Source organism: Vibrio sp. MarTm2 (genome assembly GCF_027587055.1).
In the GTDB taxonomy this organism is placed as follows: Bacteria; Pseudomonadota; Gammaproteobacteria; order Enterobacterales; family Vibrionaceae; genus Vibrio; species Vibrio sinaloensis_D.
This window is the reverse complement of record NZ_JAPPTK010000002.1, coordinates 547,420-570,456: the sequence shown is the minus strand read 5'-3', so window position 1 is coordinate 570,456 and position 23,037 is coordinate 547,420. Positions and strand designations below refer to the sequence as shown.

Below are 23,037 nucleotides of genomic sequence, written 5' to 3'. Positions count from 1 at the left end.
CATGCGTGAGACAAATATGACCTAGCTGCTGACATTTCCGTGGTCTATGTTGACAGGGACAAATATCATCACGAGGTTGGTCATGGTAAAGAACAAGAACAATGGAGAAATTTTGGATGTGGTGCTGGTTGGTTTTAACTGTATACAGAATCAGTTTATTCGACGAGAAATTGAAAAGAAAAACAAATTCCGCTTTACGAGGAAGTTACCACAATACTTTTGTGACGATAGTGTTCAAACAATAAACCAAAGAACTATTACTCTTGTTTCATACAACGTGTTAAGCAATGCAACAAGCGAATTGATTGATTTTTTCTCTCAGGAAACCTCTACCCTGATTGTTTATGATGTCCCTGAGACAGGTGTCGACATAGAGTTGTGTCGCTACCGGGGACTCAAAGGCATTCTCTACCAAGAGGCACCGATTGATCATTTATTTCGCTGTTTAGATGCCGTTAGCAACAATGACATGTGGCTTCCGCGTAAACTGATGGTAAAGATGCTCAATGAGTTTCGACCCTATGCCATCAACTATCAAGAGTTGAACACAACCTTAACTAAACGGGAGCAGCAAACATTGGAGCGCATTATTCAAGGGCAATCCAACTTGGAAATTGCTGAAGCGCTTTTTGTGGCGGAGAGTACCGTGAAAACTCACGTGTATAAGCTCTACAAAAAGCTCAATGTCAGTTGTCGAAAAGAGGTCATCAATAAAGTATCGAATCAGTTTTTTGAACACAGCAACTGATTGGGTGTATGGCTGATGGTGCTGCCATCAGTCATTTCCCTCCCCTAATCTCGGATTAATTCCGCCCAACCATACTCAACTGCGTTTGATTTTGTTACTGTTTACTTATTGAGAACGACAACAGTACCCATTGATTATGCGATTAATTCCTCTTTTCATAGCTTTCTTTCTCACCTTCGCTTCCCTTAGCCATGCCGAATCCACCAAGTACTCAGAGAGTGATCTGCTCGATCGCCCATTGATGGAGCGCTACATCATCGATGAGCTCAAATCGTTGCGTCAGGATCAGCAAGATTTAGAAAGACGCCTTACTATCCAAATGACAGACCGAGAACTTGCGGTCGCAGATAAGTCTCTTAACTATGCCAACGTCACGGTCACCTACTTCTTCTATATTATTGCTGGTGTCGCTTCTCTTATCGCGTTTGTGGGATGGCAGTCCCTTCGCGAATTTAAAAACAACACCAAAGAGATGGCCGATAAGCGTCTTGACGCAATCGCAGGTGAGTACGAGAAAAAGTTCAGCGCTCTAGAACGTGACTTGAAACGTAAAACCCGCATCATCAGCGAAAACAACAAAGAAATTGAACGCATTAACGAGATCCATAACCTCTGGCTTCGCGCGCAAAGTATGCCGACTGCCGAACAACGTATCGATGTCTATGACGAGATCTTAAACATTCGTCCAGGTGACCTCGAAGCACTGACCTATAAAGCCGACGCAGCAATGGAAATCAAAGAGTACAACTGGGCACTAAGCCTGTGTAACCGTGTTCTTGAGCTGGACACCACAAACGGCCCTGCTTTATATCAACGCGCATGTGCATTCTCGCGATTGGGTGTTGAGGAGCAAGCCATTGAAGACCTAGAACATGCAATAGAGGTGACCCCTTCGATCAGAGACTTGATCAACACCGAGCCAGACCTTGAAGGGCTACATGGCAACCCTCACTTTGATGCCCTACTTCCTGTACTTGATGATTGATGTTTAGGAGCCAGTGAACTCGCTGGCTCCTAAACATCAAGCCCCCGCCCGTAGCCCTCCTTTGGCTATTGTTATGGTTTGGCTAATAAACTCACTAAAACTTGTAAATGATCTCACTCAGTTCTGACGAGCGCTCAGTGTCATAACTTACCATTGCTGCACTTCCCCAATAGATAGGATAGTCAGATGAAAAAAGTAATTTTAATGGTGGGTCTTAGCGTCGCAGCAATCGCACTGGCGGGCTGCCAAGATGAGCAGACAAACGAGACATCAGCTTCAATGGACAATGTCGTTGCGGAAGCAGAAGCCGCAACCCCAACTCAGGAGTCAACCGAGACTGATTTTGAGGTGATTGACCAACACACCGCGAACAACGCGTTAGATTGGAACGGCACCTACTTCGGGGTTTTACCTTGTGCAGATTGCGAAGGCATTGAAACACAAATCACTCTCAACCATGACGGCAGTTACAGCGTAAATCAAACCTATTTAGGTAAAGAGGATGGCTTCTTTGAATCTCATGGCCAACTGAGTTGGAATGATGAGGGCAACATCATCACGCTTGAAAATGAAACTGGCGCAAATCAATTCTTCGTCGGCGAAAACATCTTGTTCATGCTCGATAAAAACGGTCAACGCGTTAAAGGTGATCTCGCAGAGCACTATCAACTGCAGAAACAGTAAGCTCACGGTCAAAGAGCATTTCATTTTTGCGAGGAGCACTCTATGATGAGAAGTAATCTATCGACTCATTAGCTGTACGGAATGATGAAATGCTCACCATCTTAGATGGAGGAATGGGACGCGAGCTTAAACGCGTAGGCGCCCCATTTTCCCAACCACTCTGGAGCGCTCAAGCTCTACTAGAATCACCGCAACACGTCACCCAAGTGCACCAAAGCTTCGTCGAAGCCGGGGCAGAGATCATAATTACCAACGCTTACGCTTGTGTGCCTTTTCACCTTGGTGATGAGCGCTTCCAGCAACAAGGCGCTGCGCTCGCCCGAAGTGCTGCAAACATAGCGCGAAAAGTGGCTGACAACCATAAAGGAGTGTTGGTCGCGGGCTGCTTGCCACCCGCTATGGGCAGTTATCGTCCGGATCTTTTCGATGTAGCCAAAGCGACGCCAATTCTTGAGACACTTATCCAAGCTCAAGCGCCATACATTGATCTTTGGATGGTCGAAACGCTGGCCTCAATTAAAGAGTTTGAGACCAATCATGGGTTACTGTCAAACTCTGATAAGCCCTGTCATTACGCATTTACCTTGATGGATGAACCGCTGGGGGAAAACGCCCAGTTGCGCTCTGGTGAAACGGTGACAGACGCTGCTCTAAAAGTCGCAGAGAGCGGTGCGTCAGGCATGCTATTTAACTGCTCAATCCCCGAAGTACTTGAACAAGCCGTCATCGATGCCAAAACCATATTTGACCAAAAGGGTGCCAAAATCACTATCGGAGCATACGCGAATAATTTCGACATCATTACTCCTGATCATCAAGCCAACGGTAGCTTGCAAAGCATTCGTGCTCTCACCCCAGAAGACTATCTAGAGTTTGCTAAAACCTGGCAACAAGCTGGGGCTGAAATCATTGGAGGGTGCTGTGGTATCGGACCTGAGTACATACAAGTACTGGCGGAATGGAAAACAAAAGGAGCCATCTAGGCTCCTTTTGTTTTTAAGAATTTTTACTGCGAATCATTCGGCGTAAACGAGAGCGTCGCTCTGCTGCCCCTTGGTTTGAATCACTTGGGTTGTTTTGACGCGTTCTGCGGTTCTTAAACGCGGGCTTAGTGTGCATACGTTCTAGTAGCGCGTCTCGGTTTTTCGGCTCGTACCCTTCTAGCTCTTTACGATAGATACGCTGGCCGATTAGGGTCTCAACCTGTTGCAGCGTCAGCTCTTCTTCTCGGTTTACAAAAGATACCGCGTTTCCTCGCTGACCCGCACGTCCAGTACGGCCAATACGGTGCACATAATCTTCCGCTAAGAATGGCATATCAAAGTTCACCACGTGTGGCAGATTTTGAATGTCGAGACCACGAGCGGCCACGTCTGTTGCAATCATCACGCGCGCTTTGCCCGATTTAAACTCATCTAAAGCACGACGGCGTGCACTCTGCGCTTTATCGCCGTGGCAAAGTACCGCTTTAATACCGTCTAACTTTAGCTCTTTCACAAGCTCGTTCGCTGTCTCTTTGTAGTTTACAAACACCAACACTTGCTGCCAGTTTTTACGACCAATCAGTTCAGAAAGCAGTTCACGTTTACGCTCTTGCTCTACTGGGTAAACCACGTGCGCAATCGTATCGGCAGTCACGTTTTCACGCGCGACGGAAACACGTTTTGGTTGGCGAAGAATTTTGCCCGCCAAGGTATTCATCTGAGCTGAGAATGTGGCGGAGAAAAGCATCGTTTGTGGCTTAGTATTAACGCCCGCCATAATGCTCTCAATCGCAGAGATAAAGCCCATATCCAACATGCGATCAGCTTCATCAAAAACTAAGAACTCAAGGTTCGCTAGCGACACATTGTTCATATCCATGTGCTCAATCAAACGACCAGGAGTCGCGACTAACACATCAACGCCAGCTTCCAACGCTTTCTGTTGAGATGACATTTTCGCGCCGCCGTAAATGGCCACGGTCTTCACGTCTGTGTACTTGGTGTAATCTTGGATGTTTGATGCGATTTGCGCCGCAAGCTCGCGAGTTGGTGCCAGAATGACCGCACGAGTTTGGTGACGCTGGCGCGGCTTTTCATTATCCAGAATGTTCTGAACAATAGGCAGAGCAAACGCTGCAGTTTTACCTGTGCCAGTTTGCGCATTAGCTAGAATGTCATGCCCTTTACGAGCAAAAGGGATCGCCTTTTGTTGGACTGGAGTCAGTTTCTCATAGCCACACTCTGTAAGTGCTTTCACGATTTCTGGAGAAAAGTTTTGTGATGCAAATGACATATGTTGTTCCTAAAGCTAACGGCTAATTCAAAGCATAACCAAAATAACGGTCGCAGATTATAGAGCAATATTCGAATCATTGGGGAGTTATTTTAAATTTAGTCAACATAACGGTGAAAATCGCAGCGAACTTGTCGAAATTTGCCAGCAACATAAACGAAAAGAGCCCAATGAAGGGCTCTAGAACGCTAGATGTTAGGTCTTGCAGTCTCGTCAGCGGAAGGCGGCAAGTGTGGCAACGTAATACTCGGCTGCTCACCGGTTAACGATTTGAGGAACTCAGTAATCTTACCGGATTCATCTTTAGTCAGCTTTTTGCCCAGCTGCAAATCCGCCATCATCGAAACGGCTTCTTCCAGCTGCCAAACAGAACCATCATGGAAGTAGGGATAAGTAAGTTCAACGTTTCGTAAGGTTGGAACCTTAAAGACAAACTTATCAAACTCGTTTCCAGTAATGGCTTTGCGCCCAATATCTGGGTTATCGGTCGCGAACGGTTTCACGAGTCCCATTTTCTGGTACATCTGACCACCAGCAAGCGGGCCACTGTGACACGCGGTACACCCTTTCTCTTTGAAGAGCTGATAACCTTCAATTTGAGCGGTAGTCAGCGCGCTGTCATCCCCTTTAAGCCATTGATCAAAGGGCGAGTTGGGTGTGCGAAGTGTTTGCTCGAAAGTGGCAATCGCGTCGGTGACTTCAGTAATTGTAATCGTGTCGACGCCATAAGCCGCTTTAAACCAAGCCTGATATTGGGGAATAGACTGTAACGTATCAACCGCTAAATCATGGCTGAACGCCATTTCCAATGGATTTTCAATGGGACCCGCCGCCTGCTCGCGCAAATCTTTCGCCCTGCCGTTCCAAAATTGAACGAAGTTAAGATCGGAGTTCAAGACAGTTGGAGAGTTAATAGGACCTATCGCCCACTTGTGACCAATGGAACTTGGGAGGTTGTCTACCCCACCTTTCGCTAGGTTATGGCAAGAGTTACAAGAGATGGTGTTCGAGGCCGATAAACGTGGCTCAAACCAAAGTGTTTTACCCAAGTCGACTTTGCTCTGGTCCAAGCCAACAACAGGCTCTATGACTTGGATTGGCTCGCTCGATTGCCGCTCGGCAAAGGCAGAAAACGACAACGCAGTTAAGAGACTGGCAGCTATCACTGTTTTCATAGCATGGCTTCCTTTTCAAGTGATGGTATATCTCACTAGAGTGGCGCAATTTCTTATTGATGCGCTCTGGAAACCACGGTAATAGAATTGATTTGAGCAATGAAATGCAAAAAATCGATAGTTTTTATGGTAAAAAACGATGTTAAAACTGATTGATTTTTGAACACTACGGCAGATGTAGCGCGCAGACTTTTATTAACACTTATGAAACAAATTTATTAACAAAACAATCAGTGATAAGATTGACCTACATCAATTAACGATCTTCCATTGAAAACCAACCAAATAACGTCATGTAAATCATAAGTTTAAGAACAGTATAAACTCGTTAGCTAATCTGACCTTCTTAATTCAACCAATCTAATGACGTTGCAAAGCCGAACAGCTGCTCGGCTTTGCTTGGTTTCCACTACTGGAAATAGACGACCATCTCAACATCGTCGCCTTGTCCATCGGCAACCAGTGAAAAGTGCACATACCCCGCCTCCGTTACCGGAACCTCTAGGTATTCATTACTGCCCCAATAGTTGGATGCGTACTCGTGCTGCCCCTTGGTTGGCCAATAGGTTTGGCTGGCGTATAAATCAACGTTGCCGCGTCTTGACTTGTCCGTCAGCCATACTCGTACTTGTTGCACGCCTTGCGGTACATAAACCGCAGCGTAGCGTTGTTGGTGCACAGTTAAGGTTTGCGCTTGGCCAGATTCCAATACCACTGGGGTTAAGTCATCTTGCTCTTGTGATGGTGGCGCTGGAATTTCTGTTTCCAATGATGCTTTTAACGTTACGTCATTAAAGTCCGAACGTCCCGCAATGCTTATGTAGTAACGACCCGGTTTGATGTAACCCGATTGCTCCGGCTCAAATGTGACTATCTCGTTGCTGCCATCGCCATATTGGCTGTATTCGAAGTCATAGTAATGGGCTTCTTTTTCAAAGCTGATGTACAAATCTGCGTCACCTTGGCTATCACCATGAATTGCCACATCAAAATGAGTGGTGTTCTCTGGCACATCCACATAGAACAGTTGCTCGCTGTATGCTGCGCCGCTGAGCACCACACTCTGATTTGCTGCAAGATGCGTTAATTGATCAGAAGGCTCTGTCGGCTCACCCGGATTTGGGTCTGGGTTCGGTTCAGGCTGCTGTGGTTCACTAGAGACAGAATCTAACCAACGGTCAAACTCATCATTGTACTGCTCACCTAATAACTGTACCTGCTCAGCCCACTCAGCAAACTGACCAGTTCGAGAAAGCGCCAGTAAGCTATCTACCTCTTGCGGATGCTCTTCCAACATAAAGCGTACCGCTAAGTAGCCCCAGCGATAAATACGATTGGTATCGTGAGAATAAGTGGTCTCGAATACATCCGATAGGCTCATCTTGCCACCAGCAATTAAGCCAATCGCCGCATCGTAGCCTTGTTTGTAATGCATGTATTCAGCAAAGCCTTCTAGCCACCAAACAACGTAGCCATGCGCCAAATTGTCACTGAACGATCCATACTGATTAAAGCGAGCATCGAGATAATGAACATATTCATGCTCTAGATTGAGAATAGAGAGCGCCTCACCGTTGTCATAGCGGTAAGCGACAAAGCGCGCCACGTTGCCTGCTTGTGCCGGATTACCTTCCAAATACTGACCGCCGTTGTCTGTCGTGTTGCCAAACAAGAAAGAGGAGTAATCCACATAGCTGCTATTGTTGGCAAACACGGCGACTTCAACTCGCTCATTGTTGTCATCTGCGACAGGTTGATAGCCCGTATTCGCCACTAGATGGAAGTCAGCCTCTTTTTCAGCCAACACGTCACAGGCACGAATTGCTTGATCTTGCGAGAGATCTTGAGAACGAATGATCGCAGGTCCTTGGCAATCATGACGATTAGGCAGTACGCGAGCCGCCAAATCACGTTTCGCCTGCTCGATATCCAAACCATTCAACCCCTCTGGCGCGTAAAAGCTCATCATCTCGACGGCGGCCAGCCATAACTTGTCGTGTTCACTACCAAGCGGGTTTTGCTCCATCACTTGCTGCATAGCACGCAGAGCTTTCTCTTTAGTGGCTTGGTTTGGGCTCGCTAGTAAACGTCCGGTTTCGCGAACGGCGTTGTAAACCAAGAAGCTCGAATCGGTATCCAATGCCCAAGTATTATCACGAGCAAACGCTGCTAACGTATCAATGTGTTGTACATGGCTCGCCATGTATTGGTAAAAATCATCTCGCGAGGCATGACCAGCCATCGCACGGAAAAGATTATTCAGCCCATCAACCCATTGTGTGTCTTGCGCCGTCTCACGATTGAAGTGACGAAGCGCCGCAAGTTGTGCATCCATCGTGAGAGGCAGTTGCTTCACATTGTCGACCATCAACGTCAAGCTTTTCATCGCCCCCACTTGTTCGCGCCCTTGGTCTAATGCGTGTGGATTGGCTAAGAACGCATTAATCGACTGAGCAAAACGTTGCCCTAGTGCCTGAGAAAAGTCCGGCTGTTGCGCGTTGTAACGAACGTAATAAGCCGCGCGGACAAACTCACCAAGGTTTTCGAGTTTGCGCGCTTGTTCTGCTTCACCGCGATAGCTTGCGATGGCTTGATTTAACGCGATTTGAATACGGCTTAAGCTCGCTTCACTGTAGATATCGTCGAGTGAATCAGCGGGGGCAGAAAACCAATCACTGTAACAATGATGAGTGGCTTCAGACACAGCAGACGCAAGATCAGAAGCTCGTTGAAGATCGGTAACATCACACTGCTCTTGAGCGAATGAGAAACTGGAAGCACCAGCAAGCATGCAAGCGAGCGCCAAGCGATGACGTGGGAATAGACGGGTATGAGACATAACAACACTCATTGATTAGTTATATATTTGAGCGCGTTGTTATATTCACTACAGCATCCAAAATGAATTGAGTTGCATGAAATTTATGAAACCGGTTCATAAAATAGATATTTAACTCTAATTTATAAAGGTTTTTCCGGCTATATACCTGGAAGGTGTTGCACAACTGATTGAAATATCAAAGATAAAGTCACCAGACTAGAAAGAGAAAAGCCAGACTTGAGCCTGGCTTTGGTTAGTAATTTTTACCGTCAATGAGTCTTAGCGGGATATCTTTCAAGACTTCCTCTTCTGCCATTCGCATATTGATCGCTACAACATCAGCATCGCACGTCTCTGTCGTAACATAGTGTGTTAAACACCCACACAGATTGCAGCGATGAAACTCTACTTCTTTGTCTCCCCAGATGTAAAAGACAGAAGGCTCTTTCACATAACGAACCGTTACTTGCTCTGGTGAGTAGTACGCCCAATATGCTGCGTATCGGCGGCAGATAGAGCAATTACATGATGCTATCTCTTTCGGTAAATCCGCTTTAACAACGATGTTTCCGCAATGGCAGGAGATTTCCATATCCACTCTTATCTCTAACTATATCGATACAATAACTAACCACAAATCCCTTAATTTAATCCGAATAAAGATCACAACTCGTGAACTCTTTCTGGTGAATCGTCACTTGTCATCCATATTTAACGTGCCAGTCATATTAATAAATAAGAATGATTGCTCTAACACAAACTATGGAAAAACAAGATGAAATTGACGCAGTGGACTCTTTTGCTAGGCGCTTTGGTTACGCTACCTAGCTTAGCAGATACGGATGTATACCTGACGAATAACTCAGCTCAGCCGCTAACGATTCAAGTGAAACACGAAGGCAGTGATTTACTGAAATACGGTGAAGAATGGCAACAGCATGTGCAAGTGCTCGGCCCTTGGGAAACCAAATCAATATTGAGCTTTAACCGCTGGGAGGGCGTGAAGTCTGGCCAGCACTATCGCTTCGACACCGTGGTTTCTAACCCGCGAGGTGAAAGCGTCACTTTGAATCAAGTAATGCAAGGTCATTGGTACAACTCAAGCATTAAATACGGCGTCTCTGCGGCGGATGTGGATCTCGCGCTAAAAGACGATCGCAGTATTCACCGCTCTAGTACCGATGCATTCGGTGACCGCACGTCAGAACTGGCGTTTAAGTCTGCCAGCACAGCTCGCTATGATGATTTGTACTACACCATCACGCCTAACAAGGTAGATGAAGTCGTCGACAACGATGAGCAAAACCTCAAGCTGATGACTTACAACGTCTGGGCACTTCCGGCGATTGCTTCTCACATTGGCGATCGTTACGAACTGATTCCTGACTACGTCAAAGGCTACGATGTCATAGCGCTGCAAGAGGTCTTTGCCAGTGGTCGTGATGCCTTCTTGCGCGAGCTCGCAAAAGACTACCCTTACCAAACAAAGATGCTGGACAAAGATGGCTTTAACATCCATGACGGCGGCGTGATCATCGTGAGCCGCTACCCTATCGTCAATCAGGCTCAATACGTCTTCCCAGATTGTTCGGGTACGGATTGCTTTGCCGATAAAGGCGTGAACTATGCGGAGATCATTAAAGGCGGTCAGGCTTACCACGTGTTCGCAACGCATACCGCCTCTTTTGATACCGACACCGCACGTGAGTATCGTCAGCGTCAGTTCAAGCAGATGCGTGCTATGGCGAAGTCTCTGAACATCCCAAGCGGTGAAACTGTGGTTTACAGTGGTGACTTCAACGTCAACAAACTGAAGTTCCCTGGTGACTACCAGCAGATGATTGCCAACTTGAGTGCAATCGAGCCCCAGTATTCTGGTTATACGGCTTCGACCTTCGATCCTCGCATCAACAACTTTGCCGGTGAGGCTCTATCCGGTGGCGAGAATGTGGAGTACCTCGACTACGTGATGGTGAGTAATGAATATGGCGTGAAGTCATTTAACGATAACCGTGTCGACGTACCGCGCTCTACAGCTGAGAGTTTGTGGAAACACTACAATCTGTCGGATCATTTCCCTGTTAGCGCCGTGATCAAGCCATGAAGCGTATTCTACTAATCTCTGTGCCCGCCATTTTGGCGGGCATAGTTTGGGTTTCTGTGGCTGGGGATGAGAATCAAGAAGCGCCATTACCGATAGCCCTCTCTTCAAATAAGGCAGAAAATCCATCGCCCAACGACGTTTTTGCAAGTTCAGTTCAAAGCGCAGACGAACAACCAGAGTCAAAAAGAAAACACTCAACATCCCCAACCAATGGGCTTGCTGAAGTGTTAAATGGCACAAAGGGGCGAGCATTGAAAGGTGAAATCGAATCCTTTTGGCATCGATGCACAACTCGCAACGACTGCGAATCTCAACTTACCGAATTGGAAAGCCGTTTATCGAACGAGCGGTTTGCTTTGATCGCGAACTACCATCGGCTCAATAATGAATGGCAGCAAAGTGTCGGCAATTTGTTGTTTGATGATCAGCAACCGCTCGCCTCTCGCATTGCCCTTCTCAAAGCGGAAGCAAGAAAGATATGGGGTGAATTGGCCGAAGTGATTTTTGCCGATGAGTTTACGCTGTACGACTTCAGTTTACAGGCAGAACAGTTAGAACAGTTAGGCGCTGCGCCCGCGCAAGACTACGTGCAAGCCTTTGACGATTTAGTGAAAAATTGGCAAGGCAGTGAGGAAGCTCTGGGATTAGCCAGTGAGCAAGCAAAATACGAACGAGCCGTCACGCTAATTCCGAACCATATTAGCCATAGCGAACGCGAGGCGTTAGTTCAGGCTCTTGCGCAAACATACTTGACGCAACAACAGAGTGACGACATTCAAGCTCGCAAGCAGCAAATCGTCGATCAGCAACAGCAAGTTCGTGACTATCAATACGAGTTAGAACAGCTGAAATCTACCCTAGAAGCCCAGCGTTCAAGCAGCCATGCCCACATGTCAGAGTCGAAATGGCAGAGCTATTACCAACAGCAGATCGCGAGCTTTCGTCGTGATTTCTTTGCAAGCTAAAGCCGAAATCAATGGATAAAAAACACGTAGAAAGAAGGCATATCGCTCACCAGAATGTAAGCGACAGCCACTAATTCGAATTCATGATTACAATACGCGCAAGCACTCTTCTGGCGGCAAGCTCAACAGCGTGTTGGCGAAGTTTATCTTCTCATCTCGCCATCTTGCCGCAGCTTCGCGGCTATCTTGTGATTGGCGATCGGCTTCAAAATAGGTTTGACGAGGCAAACCATTCGCTGGTGTCATCACCATCGATTGCTCGTTGGCTCGAATGGTAAACAAGAACTGTCCACGTTGACCAGATTGGGCGGCAGGGTGATTCAATGTCGTATCGCAGCAGTAGCGACGATCTCGCAGCGCTCGGCAGGTATATTCAAAAGCGTCTTGGACACCGCGGCCAGGAAACGCCGTATAGATGCTAATGCCGTCACGCTGCAGCGGGAAGTCTCCAGCGGACAGTTGCACCGCATATTGCATCATCCGAAAGCCGAGCACGACCCCACCAATACTATTTAAACCACTAAACTGAATGGCTCCTTCCAAGCTTAATTTCAGTCGGTCTTCACCTTCATACAAATAGAGATCTGGATATACCCAGTCGCTTTTTGGAATCAGAAGTTGTGTGATGTCGGAATGTCCCATTTTAGTCTCCAAGATTGAAGTTTATCGCGAGACATTAAAGATATAGTAATGATAATTATTATCAATTAATTTATTTAATATTCAGCGCATGTGCACGACTGGCTCCTTCGCTAACCTCTTTTACCAAAAAAGCACAATTGAAGGAGCCGAATGGGGACTAGGTCGACACGGGCGTCATCGCCACCTTATTACTCAAGGTTTCAACCGAATATTGATGCAAATTGATGACCTTATCGCATAGCTTTCGCAACGCCTCCTCGTCGTGGCCAATGATGATCACGCTACATTGTCGCTCAGTCGCCAGAGAAGTGAGCAACTGCAAGGTTTCTGCCGCTGTTATGGGGTCAAGCCTTGAAGTGGGTTCATCTGCAATCAATAGCTTAGGTTTCATTAACAACGCACGTAAAATAGCGAAACGCTGTAATTCTCCTCCTGAAATCTGCCTAGGTGTTCGTTGTAGCAACCCCAAGTCTAATTTCAGTAATCGCATCAAGGGCGCTATCTCGGCCTCATCAAAAGAGTGAATTTGCTGTAAATCACTCAGTAGTTGATTGAGCGTAACGTGTGTAGCAAATGCACTTGGCGGGTCTTGATAGAGCTTTAGCTTTTGCCCAACACCGACCGTTTGGTGAAACACAATCTCTCCAGAACTTGGCGTGAGTAGCCCAAGCACCGCATCCGCCAAACTCGTTTTACCACAACCACTTTGACCATAGATTCCAACCACTTCGCCCTCATCGACGCGAAGAGAAACCTTGTCAAACAGAGTGGTTTGATTTCGACGCAGTGATAGGTTTTCTATACTCACCAAAGGCTGACCTGAGCTTGCAGAGCTTCGCTTTGACCAATGTTTCGGGCTCGATTCGATAAGCGCTTTGGCGTAGTCAGATTTCGGATTGGCTAAGATCTCATGTGCGATTCCGGATTCCACCACTTCACCCTGTTTCATCACAATCATGTCTCCCCCTAGCCTTTGCGCCAGCTCGATATCATGAGTGATGGTAATCAATGCGCCCTGTTTTGCGTGCTCTGCGAGCATGTCACCAACAATGTCGCAATGGTCTCGATCTAGCCCTTTGGTGGGCTCGTCCGCTAACAGCAATTCTCCGCCAGCCTGAGTCGCACATAAATAAGCGACTCGCTGCGCCATTCCACCTGAAAGCTGGAAAGGATATTTTTGTTTCGCGTGGCTAAGATTCATGCTTTCAAGCGCTGATTGAGCTCGTTTTTTGGCCGTCGACGCAGGAGCCTGATTAACGAGAGTATGAACCTCTTCAATCTGTTGGTGTGCAGGCATAATAGGGTCTAGCGCGAGCCATGGTTCTTGAGGAAGCAACGCGATTTTTCGCCCCCACATCTGCTGCAACTCACTTTCACTTACCGCTCGGTCATGGAGGTAAATCTGGCCCTTGGCAACCAACTCTTTTGGCAGGGTTCCAGTTAGCGCAGCCGCAATCAAACTTTTTCCCGCCCCTGTTTCGCCAAGAATCGTAAGCGGCGTTCCCTTAGCGAGGGTAAAACTGACCGGGTCAACTAAGACTTGCTGCGCCGTTTTTACTGACAATGATTCGACACGAAGAAAACAACTCATGACTTTTCCCCACTCGCGAGTAAATGGAACCCGAGTACTAAAACAAACAAGGTGATCAGTGGCTGAGCTAACACCCAAGGGGCAACTTGGTAGTAACGAAACAGCTCTACCATCATGAGTCCTAACTCCGCCTCTGGTGGCTTAAGGCCTACATGCAAGAAGCCGAGCGAGGCAAGCGCGAGTATGGTGTTTCCAGCCCCAAAGCAGCAGAGGGTGAACACATCTTGACGGCAGTGAGGCCAAATATGACGTTTAAATACATACCAAGACCCAAATCCATACAGCACAGAAGCTTCAACTTCCGGAGAATGAATCAGAGATAGCGTTCTATTACGCACCACTCGGTAGAACTCAACCCACAAAATAAGGGCGATTGCGACGTACAAAATCGTAAAGGATCCCGGTACTAGTGCGGCAAATAACAGCACTAAAATCAGCCCCGGCATTGCGAGGATAATATTCATCACAAAAGAGAAACTTCTCTCCCACCACCCTTTGCGCCACCCTGCGAGTACGCCTGCAACAATCCCTAACGCAGCAGAGGTCAATACACTTAACCAAGCCAATGTTAACGAGGTAACAATCGCATCACTTAAACGAGCAAAGTTACTACGACCAAAATGATCGCGCCCCAGTGGCTCGGAGAAATCAGGCAAAGAAAACGCCAATGAGAGTTGCTGTGCGGCAGGGTCACTATTGAAGAGCAGTTTTTGCGTCAACACGAGCAGCAGTGCTGCGCCGATAATCGCAATGCCCCAGATTTGTTTAGCAAGCAGTTTCATTGCGTCGCCTCCTGCTGCTGTCTTGGATCAAGTTGGTAGGTCACGAGGTCAATAAAGGTGTTGATCGCAACAAACAACAACCCCATCACCAATGCTGTTCCTTGGATCATTGGGATATCTCGAGCAAAAATCGCGTGCGCCAACGCGTGGCCGATACCTGGCCAAGAGAAAAGTGACTCGATCATGATGATGCCTTCCATCAAGCCTATGGTTTGAATCGCTAAGAAAGTGACAATCGGAATCGCAATATGGCGCTGTGCGTGATGCTGGAATGCTTGCTCAAAGGTTAATCCTTTTAGTCTGGCAAACTTAAAGTATGGCGCTGTAATGGCACTGCGCGTCGCGTTACGAATAAGCCGATTTGACATCGCCGCCAGTGATAGCGCTAACGTCACTCCCGGCAAAAAGAGATGCGCTGCACTGCCAAACCCCGCCACAGGAAACAGCCCTAAGTGCAATGCAAATAGAATCGTCATCACTAAGCCAATCACAAAGACTGGCTGAGCGCGGATAAACACCGAAGTAATCAAACTCCACTTGTCAGCCGCCGAGTTGGCATGTTTTCCACAATAGACACCAATAGGTATCGCGATGAGGGCAGACAGTAACAAGGCAACCAATGCGAGCAGCAATGAGTGACCAAGCTGATGCGTTATCTCTTCAATGACGGGGGCGCCGCTAATCAGGGAATGACCGAGGTCAAACTGGAGCAGATCCCACAACCATTGAAAATAAAGTTCAAACCCAGATCGGTCTAAGCCAAGCTCCGCACTGACTGCTTGCGCCGCCTCTGCGTCCACATAGTCGTAACCATATCGACCCGCTGCGATACGAAACGCAAAATCCCCCGGAAGCAGGCGCATCAAAATGAATGTCAACGTGCCGATACTCCAAGCCACCAACGTGGCTTGGAACACTCTTCTAAGAAGGATGTTAATCATTCAGCGTCATCTCTGAAATTCGGTAGTTGATCTCAAACGGGTCAAAGCTAAAGTTGCCGACTTTCTTATTCACCGCCACAAGTTGGGTGTAGAAAGTGATAGGAATCAGTGGCATCTCTTGCGCAAGAATTTGAGACGCTTGCTGCGCTTGCTGTTGGTAATCAGCGCGATCTTTAGTGGCGCTCAAGCGGCTTAGCAGTGCGCTAAACTCTTCCGATGACCAGTTCGTTGGTCCCCAATCGCTACCTTTATGCTCAGCAAAATCTTTAAGAAGCAGCGCAAGGGGATCGACCGTCGCACCAAAGTTACGCGCCACGAGTGCCAACTCAATTGTGCCATCTTGATGCTTCGCTGGAATCGCGCTGGAGTTGTCAATAGAGATATCAACTTGAATGCCGACTTCCTTCAATTGCGCTTGAATAGCGGTAGCGACCACGGGCAGTTCTGGACGATCTGAATAGGTAGTCAGATTGACAACAAACGGCTTGCCTTCTCGCTCTAGCATGCCCTGATCGTTTTGCTGCCATCCTTGAGAAGCAAGCAACGATTTCGCTTTAGCAATATCACGAGACGTCTGCGCGAACGCTTCAATGTGCCAAGCCCCTAACGAAGGCGCAAAAAGCTGGTAGGCTTCAGAGCCCGGCATGCGAATGATCTGCTTGGAAATCCCGGTACGATCGAGCGCTAAGCTCAGCGCTTGGCGTGTTTGGTACGAGTTAAGATACGGATGCTCGTTATTCAGTTTGAGCAAAATTGTCCGAGGAATAGATTCGCTCACGACATCAACATTCTCTGTTTGCTGCAATGGCGCGATGCTTGCCGGATCGAGGGTATACACGATATCAGCCTGACCTGTTTGGGCGAGCAGAGCACGACTTTCAGCACGATGACCAGCAAGATATTCGACGTTTTCAATCTTGGCTTTGCTGCCCCAGTAACCCTCGTTACGGGTCACATGAATTTTATGTGGCGGGACAAGTTCAGCAATTTTGTAAGGACCAGTACCAGCCAGTGACGTAGAGGTTCCTTCTTCGTTGTAACTACTCGGAGAAGCGATCGCTACCGTGTAATGAGCCAGAACCGACAACATAGGGTTGTAAGGTTTAGACAGGCGAAGTGTCAGCTGATTCCCGTTCGCCACTATCTCTGAAATAGGCGCACGCTTAATCACGCCCGGCTTCGCCATCGCATTTTCAAGCGCCAATTTAACCGCTGCCGCATCCAGTTTTTCGCCATCGTGAAACGTTACCCCCTCTCGGATATCGAACGTCCACTCGAGGTCATCAGGACTCACGGTCCACGCAACAGCGAGTTGCGGCTCCACTTGGCCCTTTTTATTGATCGCGACCAAAGATTCAACAACCTGCATTCGGGTGAACATATAACCATCTTTCGAGAGATCTTGGCTTGAGTATTCAAACGGACCAGAGATTTTTAATGCTTGGCTTGACGTGGGTTGAGTGAATTGCGACACAGTGACCGCCGCAATAGCAACGACTGCGGCGATACCCGCTATCCTAAATTTCATTATTCATGTCCTTAAAAACAAATTCAGCGCAATGTTATAACATAACAATATTATCAATCAATATGAGAATGGATATCAATAAGAAACCGTAACGTGTCAGCTCGTCTCCGACATGAAATATTGCCAAACCTCTAAAATCTGGAATATTTCTTACTTCCCCAACCGACGCACTCTGATAAGGTATTGAGAAGGGATGATTTTTTGTGTGATGAGTCGAATGGATTTACTCAGCCAGTTGCAATTTTCTGTATCAATCACAGGGCCAATTTGTTTGATGTTGGTGCTGGGTATCGTATTCAAACGTATTGGTTTGATAAACGATAACTTCATTGAGGTCGCCTCGAAACTGGTGTTTCAGGTGACACTCCCTACCATGCTGTTTCTGAGCATCGTAGTTTCAGAACATGATATCTCTGCCGCGAGTCACTTTATCTTGTACGGCGTGCTGTCTAGTGTGGCGTTTTTCGTGTTTACATCAGTTTGCGTAAAGGCGCTCTTTCCAACCTCTCCAGACCAAGGCGTGATCATACAGGGCGGGTTTCGCGCAAATACTGGCATTATCGGCATCGCTTATGTTGCCAACGCCTACGGTGAGCAAGGTGTCGCTTTAGGCGCGATATTTGTCGCCGCAACCACTTTGGTTTACAACGTGTTGGCGGTGATTTGCCTCACTCCTAAGCATCAAGAATCGGGGGTAAAGGTGGGCAAAATGATGGCAGCTACGTTGACCAAAAATCCCCTCATTATCTCGATTTTACTCGGTATCGCCTTTTACGTTCTTAGTATTCCTGTACCAACCATTGCGATTGATGCAGGTAACTACCTTGCCAAAATGACATTGCCTCTCGCCCTTCTATGTATTGGCGGCTCACTCAATTTAAGCTCTCTCAAAAAAGAACAAGCGCCCTCTTGGACAGCAAGTGGATTTAAGTTGGTGGCCGCACCCATACTTATTACAGGATGCGCCTATTGGTTTGGGTTTGAGGGGATGGAGCTTGGAATCATCTTCTTTATGAATGCTGCGCCAGTGGCGTCTGCGAGCTACATTATGGCAAGGGCGATGAACGGAAACGCTGTGCTCGCGGCCAATATTATTGCGCTAACCACGACAATGTCTACCGTGACCTGTACGTTAGGTTTGCTGCTTTTGAGCGTGTTTAGTTTGATATAAAAAGCGAAGCATTAAGTCGCTTCGCTAATTTACAGCCCGACGCTTTAACACTTACTCACGACATTCGATTTGCTCGGAACTTGTCACCAGAATCACACCTTTGCTCGCTAACTCCTCAGCCACCTGCTCAGCATTCTCCGGAAACACCGCTCGCGTCGAGGCTAGATTCAGAATCACTCGAAAACCCGCGTCCACCAGCTGTTCTACCGATTTCTTAACACAAAAATCTAACGCCAAGCCCCCGACAATCACGGTATCTATGTCTTTGGATTGCAGAAACTCGATCCCGCCTGTCGACAGCGTATCTGCTTGGTCATGGAAGAAAGCGCCATAAGGGTGCGCGTCTGGGTCAATGCCTTTATTCATTTGGAAGTCGTAATCGCGAATCGCTGGCAAGCCGGGCAACAACTCAACGCCCGAGGTACCGACCACACAATGCGGGTTCCACTTAATGTCCACTTCTGGCAGACCAACAGGTTCCAGCATGTTCGCTGGAGTTTCCGCTTCCCACGCTGCGCCTGGAGGGTGCATATCTCGCGACACGAGCTTAATACTCCCTTTACTGTGGTTGGCAATCAATTCGTCGACGATTTCCAGCGCCCCCGCTACAGGCAGTTCGTTCGGGCAAAGCTCGCTAAAGCCTTTTTGCGGGTCAACATCGACGGCCGCTGTTTTCGATTTCTCAATCTGTACCGTTTTCAAAGACATGGGTTATTCCTTATGCTGTTCAACGCAGGCACGTTTGAAAATATGTCACGCTTTTTTCGCTCAAACTGTAAACCTGAGCAGGCTTGCCGCCTTTTCCTTTGTTGGTAGACGCCATCTTGTTGGCACTCACAATCACGCCTGTTTCTATCAGGCGTCGTTTGACCGTCATTCGGTTAATTTCAACGCCAAACTCAGCGTACGCGGCAATAATGTCTGAAACTAAAAACTCTTTATCGAGAGCGAATAACGCCACCGATGTGTACTCAACGGCTGCACGCAACTTACGCCACGCCAGTTTAATGAGCTCCGCGTGATCAAACGCGAGGTCTAACGCATCTTGAAGCACGTCTTCTAACGCAAACCAGCGAAGCTGCTCTTGGCATAAACCACAGTTTTCGATTTGCTCGACATTGGCTTGATTGAGCAGCGCGTAGTGCGCAATTGTCACACTCCACCCTTCAGGGTCACGTTTGGGATTACCATCTACCATGGGTTCGCTGATGTAATTGGGGTACGTGTGAATCTTTTGCCGACAAATGCGTCGCCTCGCGGCATCAAAATCTTGGTCGGCGGGTTGCCCACCTCGCTCCGTCCAATCTTGTTCAAACACGAATCCACCCGGAATCGACCACATACCATGTTGCGGTCGCTTTGGGTTATTGCGCTTGATTAACAACACTTCCAACCCTTGGCTGCCTAGCCTAAGACATATCATGTCAATGGTGACAATCATTTACGTTTCCTACATCCTTCTCTAGTGCGTACATTATCACCGTCCAACACAATTTCAACCAGAAAGTAACCTTTTGTGATTAACTAATATTCTTTTCTAATTCAAGGTAGCCTGCGTTTAAATTGATAGTAACTTCACCTAATTATTAAGAGCATGGAACTTAGTTTGATGGTAATACTAGTTAGTAACACAATTTGACAAACCCATTTGGGTTGATTAGAGTTCGAGCAAGTAATTAAGCTGAGTAATAGATAGGATGGCATCATGACCACCTCGCTTTTCAATCAAAGCATTATTCAAAGTGCACTCGATCTCGACGTGTACAAAATTAATATGATGCACGCCGCTTACAAGCTGTATCCCAGCACCCAAGTGCGATATGAACTTATTGTTCGTTCGGATGAAGACTTGTCCGATCTTAAACATGACGTCGAACATGAGATTCTTCGCCTCGCCGAGGTCAACTTCAGCAATGAAGAGCGCCGCTACCTGACTGAACAAGCGCCTTACCTTGATAGCACGTTTATTGACTACCTTGCAGAGTTTCGTTTTCGTCCAGAGTCTCAGGTAGAAGTTCGTCTTTTACCGACAAAAGGTAAAGACCAATTACGCGTCGCTATTCGAGGTCTTTGGCATGAGACGATCTTGTATGAAACTCTGGTGATGAGCATCATTTCCGAAGTGCGAAATCGCCGCCGTTGGTCCTCTATTCCCTACGCACAATTTCAGAAAACGTTAGTCGATAAAGTGGATTGGTTGCGTCGCGAACTCAAGCGCCGAAACATCACCAACTTCCAGTTTTCAGAAATGGGCAGCCGACGCCGATTTAGCGCGCAGGTTCAACATGACGTGGTGGATTATTTACGCCAACACGCCTCAGATCTGATGTCGGGCACGAGTAACTATCACTTAGCTAAACAGTTTGGTCTCACACCCATTGGGACTGTCGCCCACGAATGGTTTATGGCGCATCAGCAATTAACAGAGCCCGCAAAGTCTCAACAGGTTGCACTTGATCAATGGCATACCACCTTTGGTGGTCAACTCGGTATTGCACTCACCGACACCATTGGGATTGACGCCTTTCTCGCCGACTTCAGCCTTGAACGCGCAAACGCATATGCTGGCGTGCGCCATGATTCCGGTTGCCCCTACGCGTGGGGTGACAAAATGATCGCGCACTACGAAGCATTGGGAATTGACCCGAAATCCAAAGTACTGATCTTTACCGATGGACTCAATTTTGAACGCACATTAGACATTTGCGACTACTTCAAAGATCGCGCTAATGTCAGTTTTGGTATCGGCACCTTTTTAGCCAATGACATGGGCGACTGGCGTGATGATCAGATTCCGTACCAGCCCCTCTCTATGGTGGTCAAACTGGCAGAATGTAATGGACAGGCGGTCGCCAAAATCAGTGACGAGCCTGAAAAAGCGATGTGCGAAGATGAGGTATTTCTGACGGAGTTAAAGCAGAGCTTTGGTCTTATCTCTACGCTAGATAAAGCAAGTTAGATTCCTTAACCAAAAACGGAGCCAGTGGCTCCGTTTTTCGTTGGGTGAATTATAAACTCATAATCTTTTTGAACTCTTCTTCGGAATACTTCTTCTCTGTACTCTTGGTCAAATCGGTCATCATTTTATAGCGAATGTCTGTCGCCATATTGAGTGTCCGTTTAAGCTGACCATAAGAATAATCCGCTGCCATATCGAGAGCCGCCTGCTTATCTTGCTTGTACATGTCACTGAGCGTCGCATCGAGGTGTTGCACCTGTTTATACAAACGCGTTTCTTCTTTGTCCCACGTCTGTTTTAGCATGGGCAAATATTTGTCTGGGTTCGCTGATGCAAGGGCGGTCAAGCTTCTAAACTGCCAATAAGCTGAGTCGTCGCTGTAGGTGTCATCCCCCACTTGGTAAGCCTTAGGGTAATCCTGTAACGTTGAGTAGAGCGGAACCAGAACGGACTCTGGCAATACGCCAAAGCTTTGCCAAATCACACCTTGTAGCTCTTTGGGCATCTCCGCACGGAGCTGAATAATGTGAGATTCTAACTGGCGTTCAACGCGGATTGGACGTTTCGCTTTGCCTTCGAGAGCGGTACCATCATAAGTTGCACTCAACACTTCAGCCACATCTTCAACACTGATTTTGTCATCAGGCTGCATAAACAGCGGATATTGTGCTAATCGGCTTTGCTGGTACTTCGATGGCGTCAACATTTTTTGCCCGAGCCATTCACGGTCAATGTTATATTCATCCCCCACCACACCAAACGCTTTAGCAAAGTTGAATGATTGGCGATCAACCTTGTCGAGCAAGTTGTGCTCTTCGACAAACTCGAGCATGCCTTGCGAATGCAGAACGTCCTCGCTGGCAAGGTCGACGCCATGAATGCGCAGTCCATTGGCAATCATCGCGTAGCTGTTATCGGGTACTTTAACCGCAATCCAGTGATGACCGGAGCCAATTTCAAACAACCAAGCTTCGTTGACGTCGGCGATATAGAGGCTATTCCCTTCCCCCGCCCCATATTTTTCGATGTAGTCTCCAAGCAGTTCCACGCCTTGCTTGGCGCTCTTCGCTTGCGGGAGAATCAAAGTGGGAATAATCGCTTCAATAACGCCTGGTTTCACCAAAGGATCCACTTTGGCAACTTTGTCATTCACTTCAGCACTGGTGGTAGCCGACACGGCGACGTTGTACTCGTTAATGCCGCGTTCTTCGTAGTATTTGCCGTCACTGTCAACGGTGATGGCGTCCCAATCGGGAATAGAAGAGTAAGCCAAGAAGTGCTCAGGCATTGGCACCACCAAGCCATTACCGAGTGTCCAATCTCCCGGCTCGTTATCTTGTGCAGAGCGATACTCAAGGTACTTGTTCCAGTTGTTGATGCCAAAGTCTTCGTTGCGAGCGATCATAATGCTGCCATCAGACGATGCCCCTTTACCAACAATCAACCCCGTACACGCAATTGCATTACCACTGAGCGCCACAGCAATGGCGCTCGCGGCGAATGTCACAGACCATGTTTTCATCTCTTCTATCTCCATTTTGGATCAAATTAGGCGAATTCAGCTTCAATCTGTGTTTGCAAATTATTATTGTTTGGAAAGCTGTTGTTGGCAGTCTAGCGAGGTATTGGCGAGATTAATGATCAATGGATCACAGAATACAGAC

Annotated in this window: 20 protein-coding genes; 8 read left to right on the top strand and 12 right to left on the bottom strand. The window is 47.4% G+C overall.

Translation table 11 applies throughout. The annotated features are described in order from the left end of the window. Nucleotides 1-82: 82 nt before the first annotated feature. The 4 genes from OH458_RS07020 (at nucleotide 83) to OH458_RS07005 (ending at nucleotide 3,400) form a co-directional block, all read left to right on the top strand. Complete coding sequence (locus OH458_RS07020; RefSeq protein WP_269977752.1) at nucleotides 83-748, top strand: helix-turn-helix transcriptional regulator; 666 nt, start codon at nucleotides 83-85, stop codon at nucleotides 746-748. A 136-nt stretch (nucleotides 749-884) separates the two neighbouring features. Then, nucleotides 885-1,733 (top strand): tetratricopeptide repeat protein, encoded by an 849-nt coding sequence (locus OH458_RS07015; RefSeq protein WP_269977751.1) that lies wholly within the window; start codon nucleotides 885-887, stop codon nucleotides 1,731-1,733. A 186-nt stretch (nucleotides 1,734-1,919) separates the two neighbouring features. After that, the gene (locus tag OH458_RS07010; RefSeq protein ID WP_269977750.1) at nucleotides 1,920-2,417 is read left to right on the top strand and encodes a copper resistance protein NlpE; all 498 of its coding nucleotides are present in this window, start codon (nucleotides 1,920-1,922) and stop codon (nucleotides 2,415-2,417) included. An 89-nt stretch (nucleotides 2,418-2,506) separates the two neighbouring features. Beyond that, the gene (locus OH458_RS07005) at nucleotides 2,507-3,400 is read left to right on the top strand and encodes a homocysteine S-methyltransferase family protein (protein ID WP_269977749.1); all 894 of its coding nucleotides are present in this window, start codon (nucleotides 2,507-2,509) and stop codon (nucleotides 3,398-3,400) included. A gap of 13 nt (nucleotides 3,401-3,413) precedes the next feature. Here OH458_RS07005 and OH458_RS07000 read toward each other — a convergent pair whose 3' ends face one another. The 4 genes from OH458_RS07000 to OH458_RS06985 all read right to left on the bottom strand — a co-directional run bounded on the left by OH458_RS07000 (nucleotide 3,414) and on the right by OH458_RS06985 (nucleotide 9,282). Further along, entirely contained in the window at nucleotides 3,414-4,694 is a 1,281-nt protein-coding gene (locus tag OH458_RS07000; RefSeq protein ID WP_005470718.1) for a DEAD/DEAH box helicase, read from the bottom strand. Nucleotides 4,695-4,882: 188 nt separating this feature from the next. Next, complete coding sequence (locus OH458_RS06995) at nucleotides 4,883-5,869, bottom strand: cytochrome-c peroxidase (protein WP_039476891.1); 987 nt, start codon at nucleotides 5,867-5,869, stop codon at nucleotides 4,883-4,885. A 409-nt stretch (nucleotides 5,870-6,278) separates the two neighbouring features. Then, nucleotides 6,279-8,708 (bottom strand): M9 family metallopeptidase, encoded by a 2,430-nt coding sequence (locus tag OH458_RS06990; protein ID WP_269977748.1) that lies wholly within the window; start codon nucleotides 8,706-8,708, stop codon nucleotides 6,279-6,281. Nucleotides 8,709-8,943: 235 nt separating this feature from the next. Next, entirely contained in the window at nucleotides 8,944-9,282 is a 339-nt protein-coding gene (locus tag OH458_RS06985) for a GFA family protein (protein WP_269977747.1), read from the bottom strand. A 183-nt stretch (nucleotides 9,283-9,465) separates the two neighbouring features. On the opposite strand from OH458_RS06985, the gene OH458_RS06980 reads away from it, so the two are divergent. Next, on the top strand, nucleotides 9,466-10,794 hold the full coding sequence (locus tag OH458_RS06980) for a sphingomyelin phosphodiesterase (protein WP_269977746.1): 1,329 nt from the start codon (nucleotides 9,466-9,468) through the stop codon (nucleotides 10,792-10,794). Continuing rightward, the gene (locus OH458_RS06975) at nucleotides 10,791-11,759 is read left to right on the top strand and encodes a chromosome partitioning protein ParA (protein WP_269977745.1); all 969 of its coding nucleotides are present in this window, start codon (nucleotides 10,791-10,793) and stop codon (nucleotides 11,757-11,759) included. Before OH458_RS06980 ends, OH458_RS06975 begins: the two co-directional genes overlap by 4 nt. 87 nt (nucleotides 11,760-11,846) lie before the next feature. On the opposite strand, the gene OH458_RS06970 is transcribed toward OH458_RS06975, so the two are convergent. The 5 genes from OH458_RS06970 to OH458_RS06950 form a co-directional block, all read right to left on the bottom strand. Beyond that, complete coding sequence (locus tag OH458_RS06970; protein ID WP_269977744.1) at nucleotides 11,847-12,401, bottom strand: hypothetical protein; 555 nt, start codon at nucleotides 12,399-12,401, stop codon at nucleotides 11,847-11,849. A 157-nt stretch (nucleotides 12,402-12,558) separates the two neighbouring features. Continuing rightward, nucleotides 12,559-13,992 (bottom strand): ABC transporter ATP-binding protein, encoded by a 1,434-nt coding sequence (locus OH458_RS06965; RefSeq protein WP_269977743.1) that lies wholly within the window; start codon nucleotides 13,990-13,992, stop codon nucleotides 12,559-12,561. Continuing rightward, a complete protein-coding gene (locus OH458_RS06960; RefSeq protein ID WP_269977742.1) occupies nucleotides 13,989-14,774 on the bottom strand; it encodes an ABC transporter permease in 786 nt (261 codons plus the stop codon). The genes OH458_RS06965 and OH458_RS06960 overlap by 4 nt, the downstream gene beginning before the upstream one ends. Then, nucleotides 14,771-15,715: an ABC transporter permease gene (locus OH458_RS06955; RefSeq protein ID WP_269977741.1), complete on the bottom strand. Its 945-nt coding sequence runs from the start codon at nucleotides 15,713-15,715 to the stop codon at nucleotides 14,771-14,773. Before OH458_RS06955 ends, OH458_RS06960 begins: the two co-directional genes overlap by 4 nt. Continuing rightward, nucleotides 15,708-17,243, bottom strand: a complete 1,536-nt coding sequence (locus OH458_RS06950; protein ID WP_269977740.1) for an ABC transporter substrate-binding protein — start codon at nucleotides 17,241-17,243, stop codon at nucleotides 15,708-15,710. The genes OH458_RS06955 and OH458_RS06950 overlap by 8 nt, the downstream gene beginning before the upstream one ends. Before the next feature lie 217 nt (nucleotides 17,244-17,460). Between OH458_RS06950 and OH458_RS06945 the strand changes: the two genes are divergently transcribed. Further along, nucleotides 17,461-18,414 (top strand): AEC family transporter, encoded by a 954-nt coding sequence (locus OH458_RS06945; RefSeq protein ID WP_269977739.1) that lies wholly within the window; start codon nucleotides 17,461-17,463, stop codon nucleotides 18,412-18,414. 51 nt (nucleotides 18,415-18,465) lie between these two features. On the opposite strand, the gene OH458_RS06940 is transcribed toward OH458_RS06945, so the two are convergent. Together OH458_RS06940 and OH458_RS06935 are read right to left on the bottom strand one after the other, a co-directional pair. Beyond that, nucleotides 18,466-19,122: an isochorismatase family protein gene (locus OH458_RS06940; RefSeq protein WP_269977738.1), complete on the bottom strand. Its 657-nt coding sequence runs from the start codon at nucleotides 19,120-19,122 to the stop codon at nucleotides 18,466-18,468. Nucleotides 19,123-19,141: 19 nt separating this feature from the next. Further along, nucleotides 19,142-19,855, bottom strand: a complete 714-nt coding sequence (locus OH458_RS06935; protein WP_269977737.1) for an NUDIX hydrolase — start codon at nucleotides 19,853-19,855, stop codon at nucleotides 19,142-19,144. Nucleotides 19,856-20,119: 264 nt separating this feature from the next. On the opposite strand from OH458_RS06935, the gene pncB reads away from it, so the two are divergent. Next, nucleotides 20,120-21,373 carry a nicotinate phosphoribosyltransferase gene (gene pncB, locus OH458_RS06930; protein ID WP_269977736.1) on the top strand — a complete coding sequence of 418 codons (1,254 nt, stop codon included), beginning with the start codon at nucleotides 20,120-20,122 and terminating at the stop codon, nucleotides 21,371-21,373. 49 nt (nucleotides 21,374-21,422) lie between these two features. On the opposite strand, the gene OH458_RS06925 is transcribed toward pncB, so the two are convergent. Then, nucleotides 21,423-22,895, bottom strand: a complete 1,473-nt coding sequence (locus tag OH458_RS06925) for a C69 family dipeptidase (protein WP_269977735.1) — start codon at nucleotides 22,893-22,895, stop codon at nucleotides 21,423-21,425. Nucleotides 22,896-23,037 lie beyond the last annotated feature (142 nt).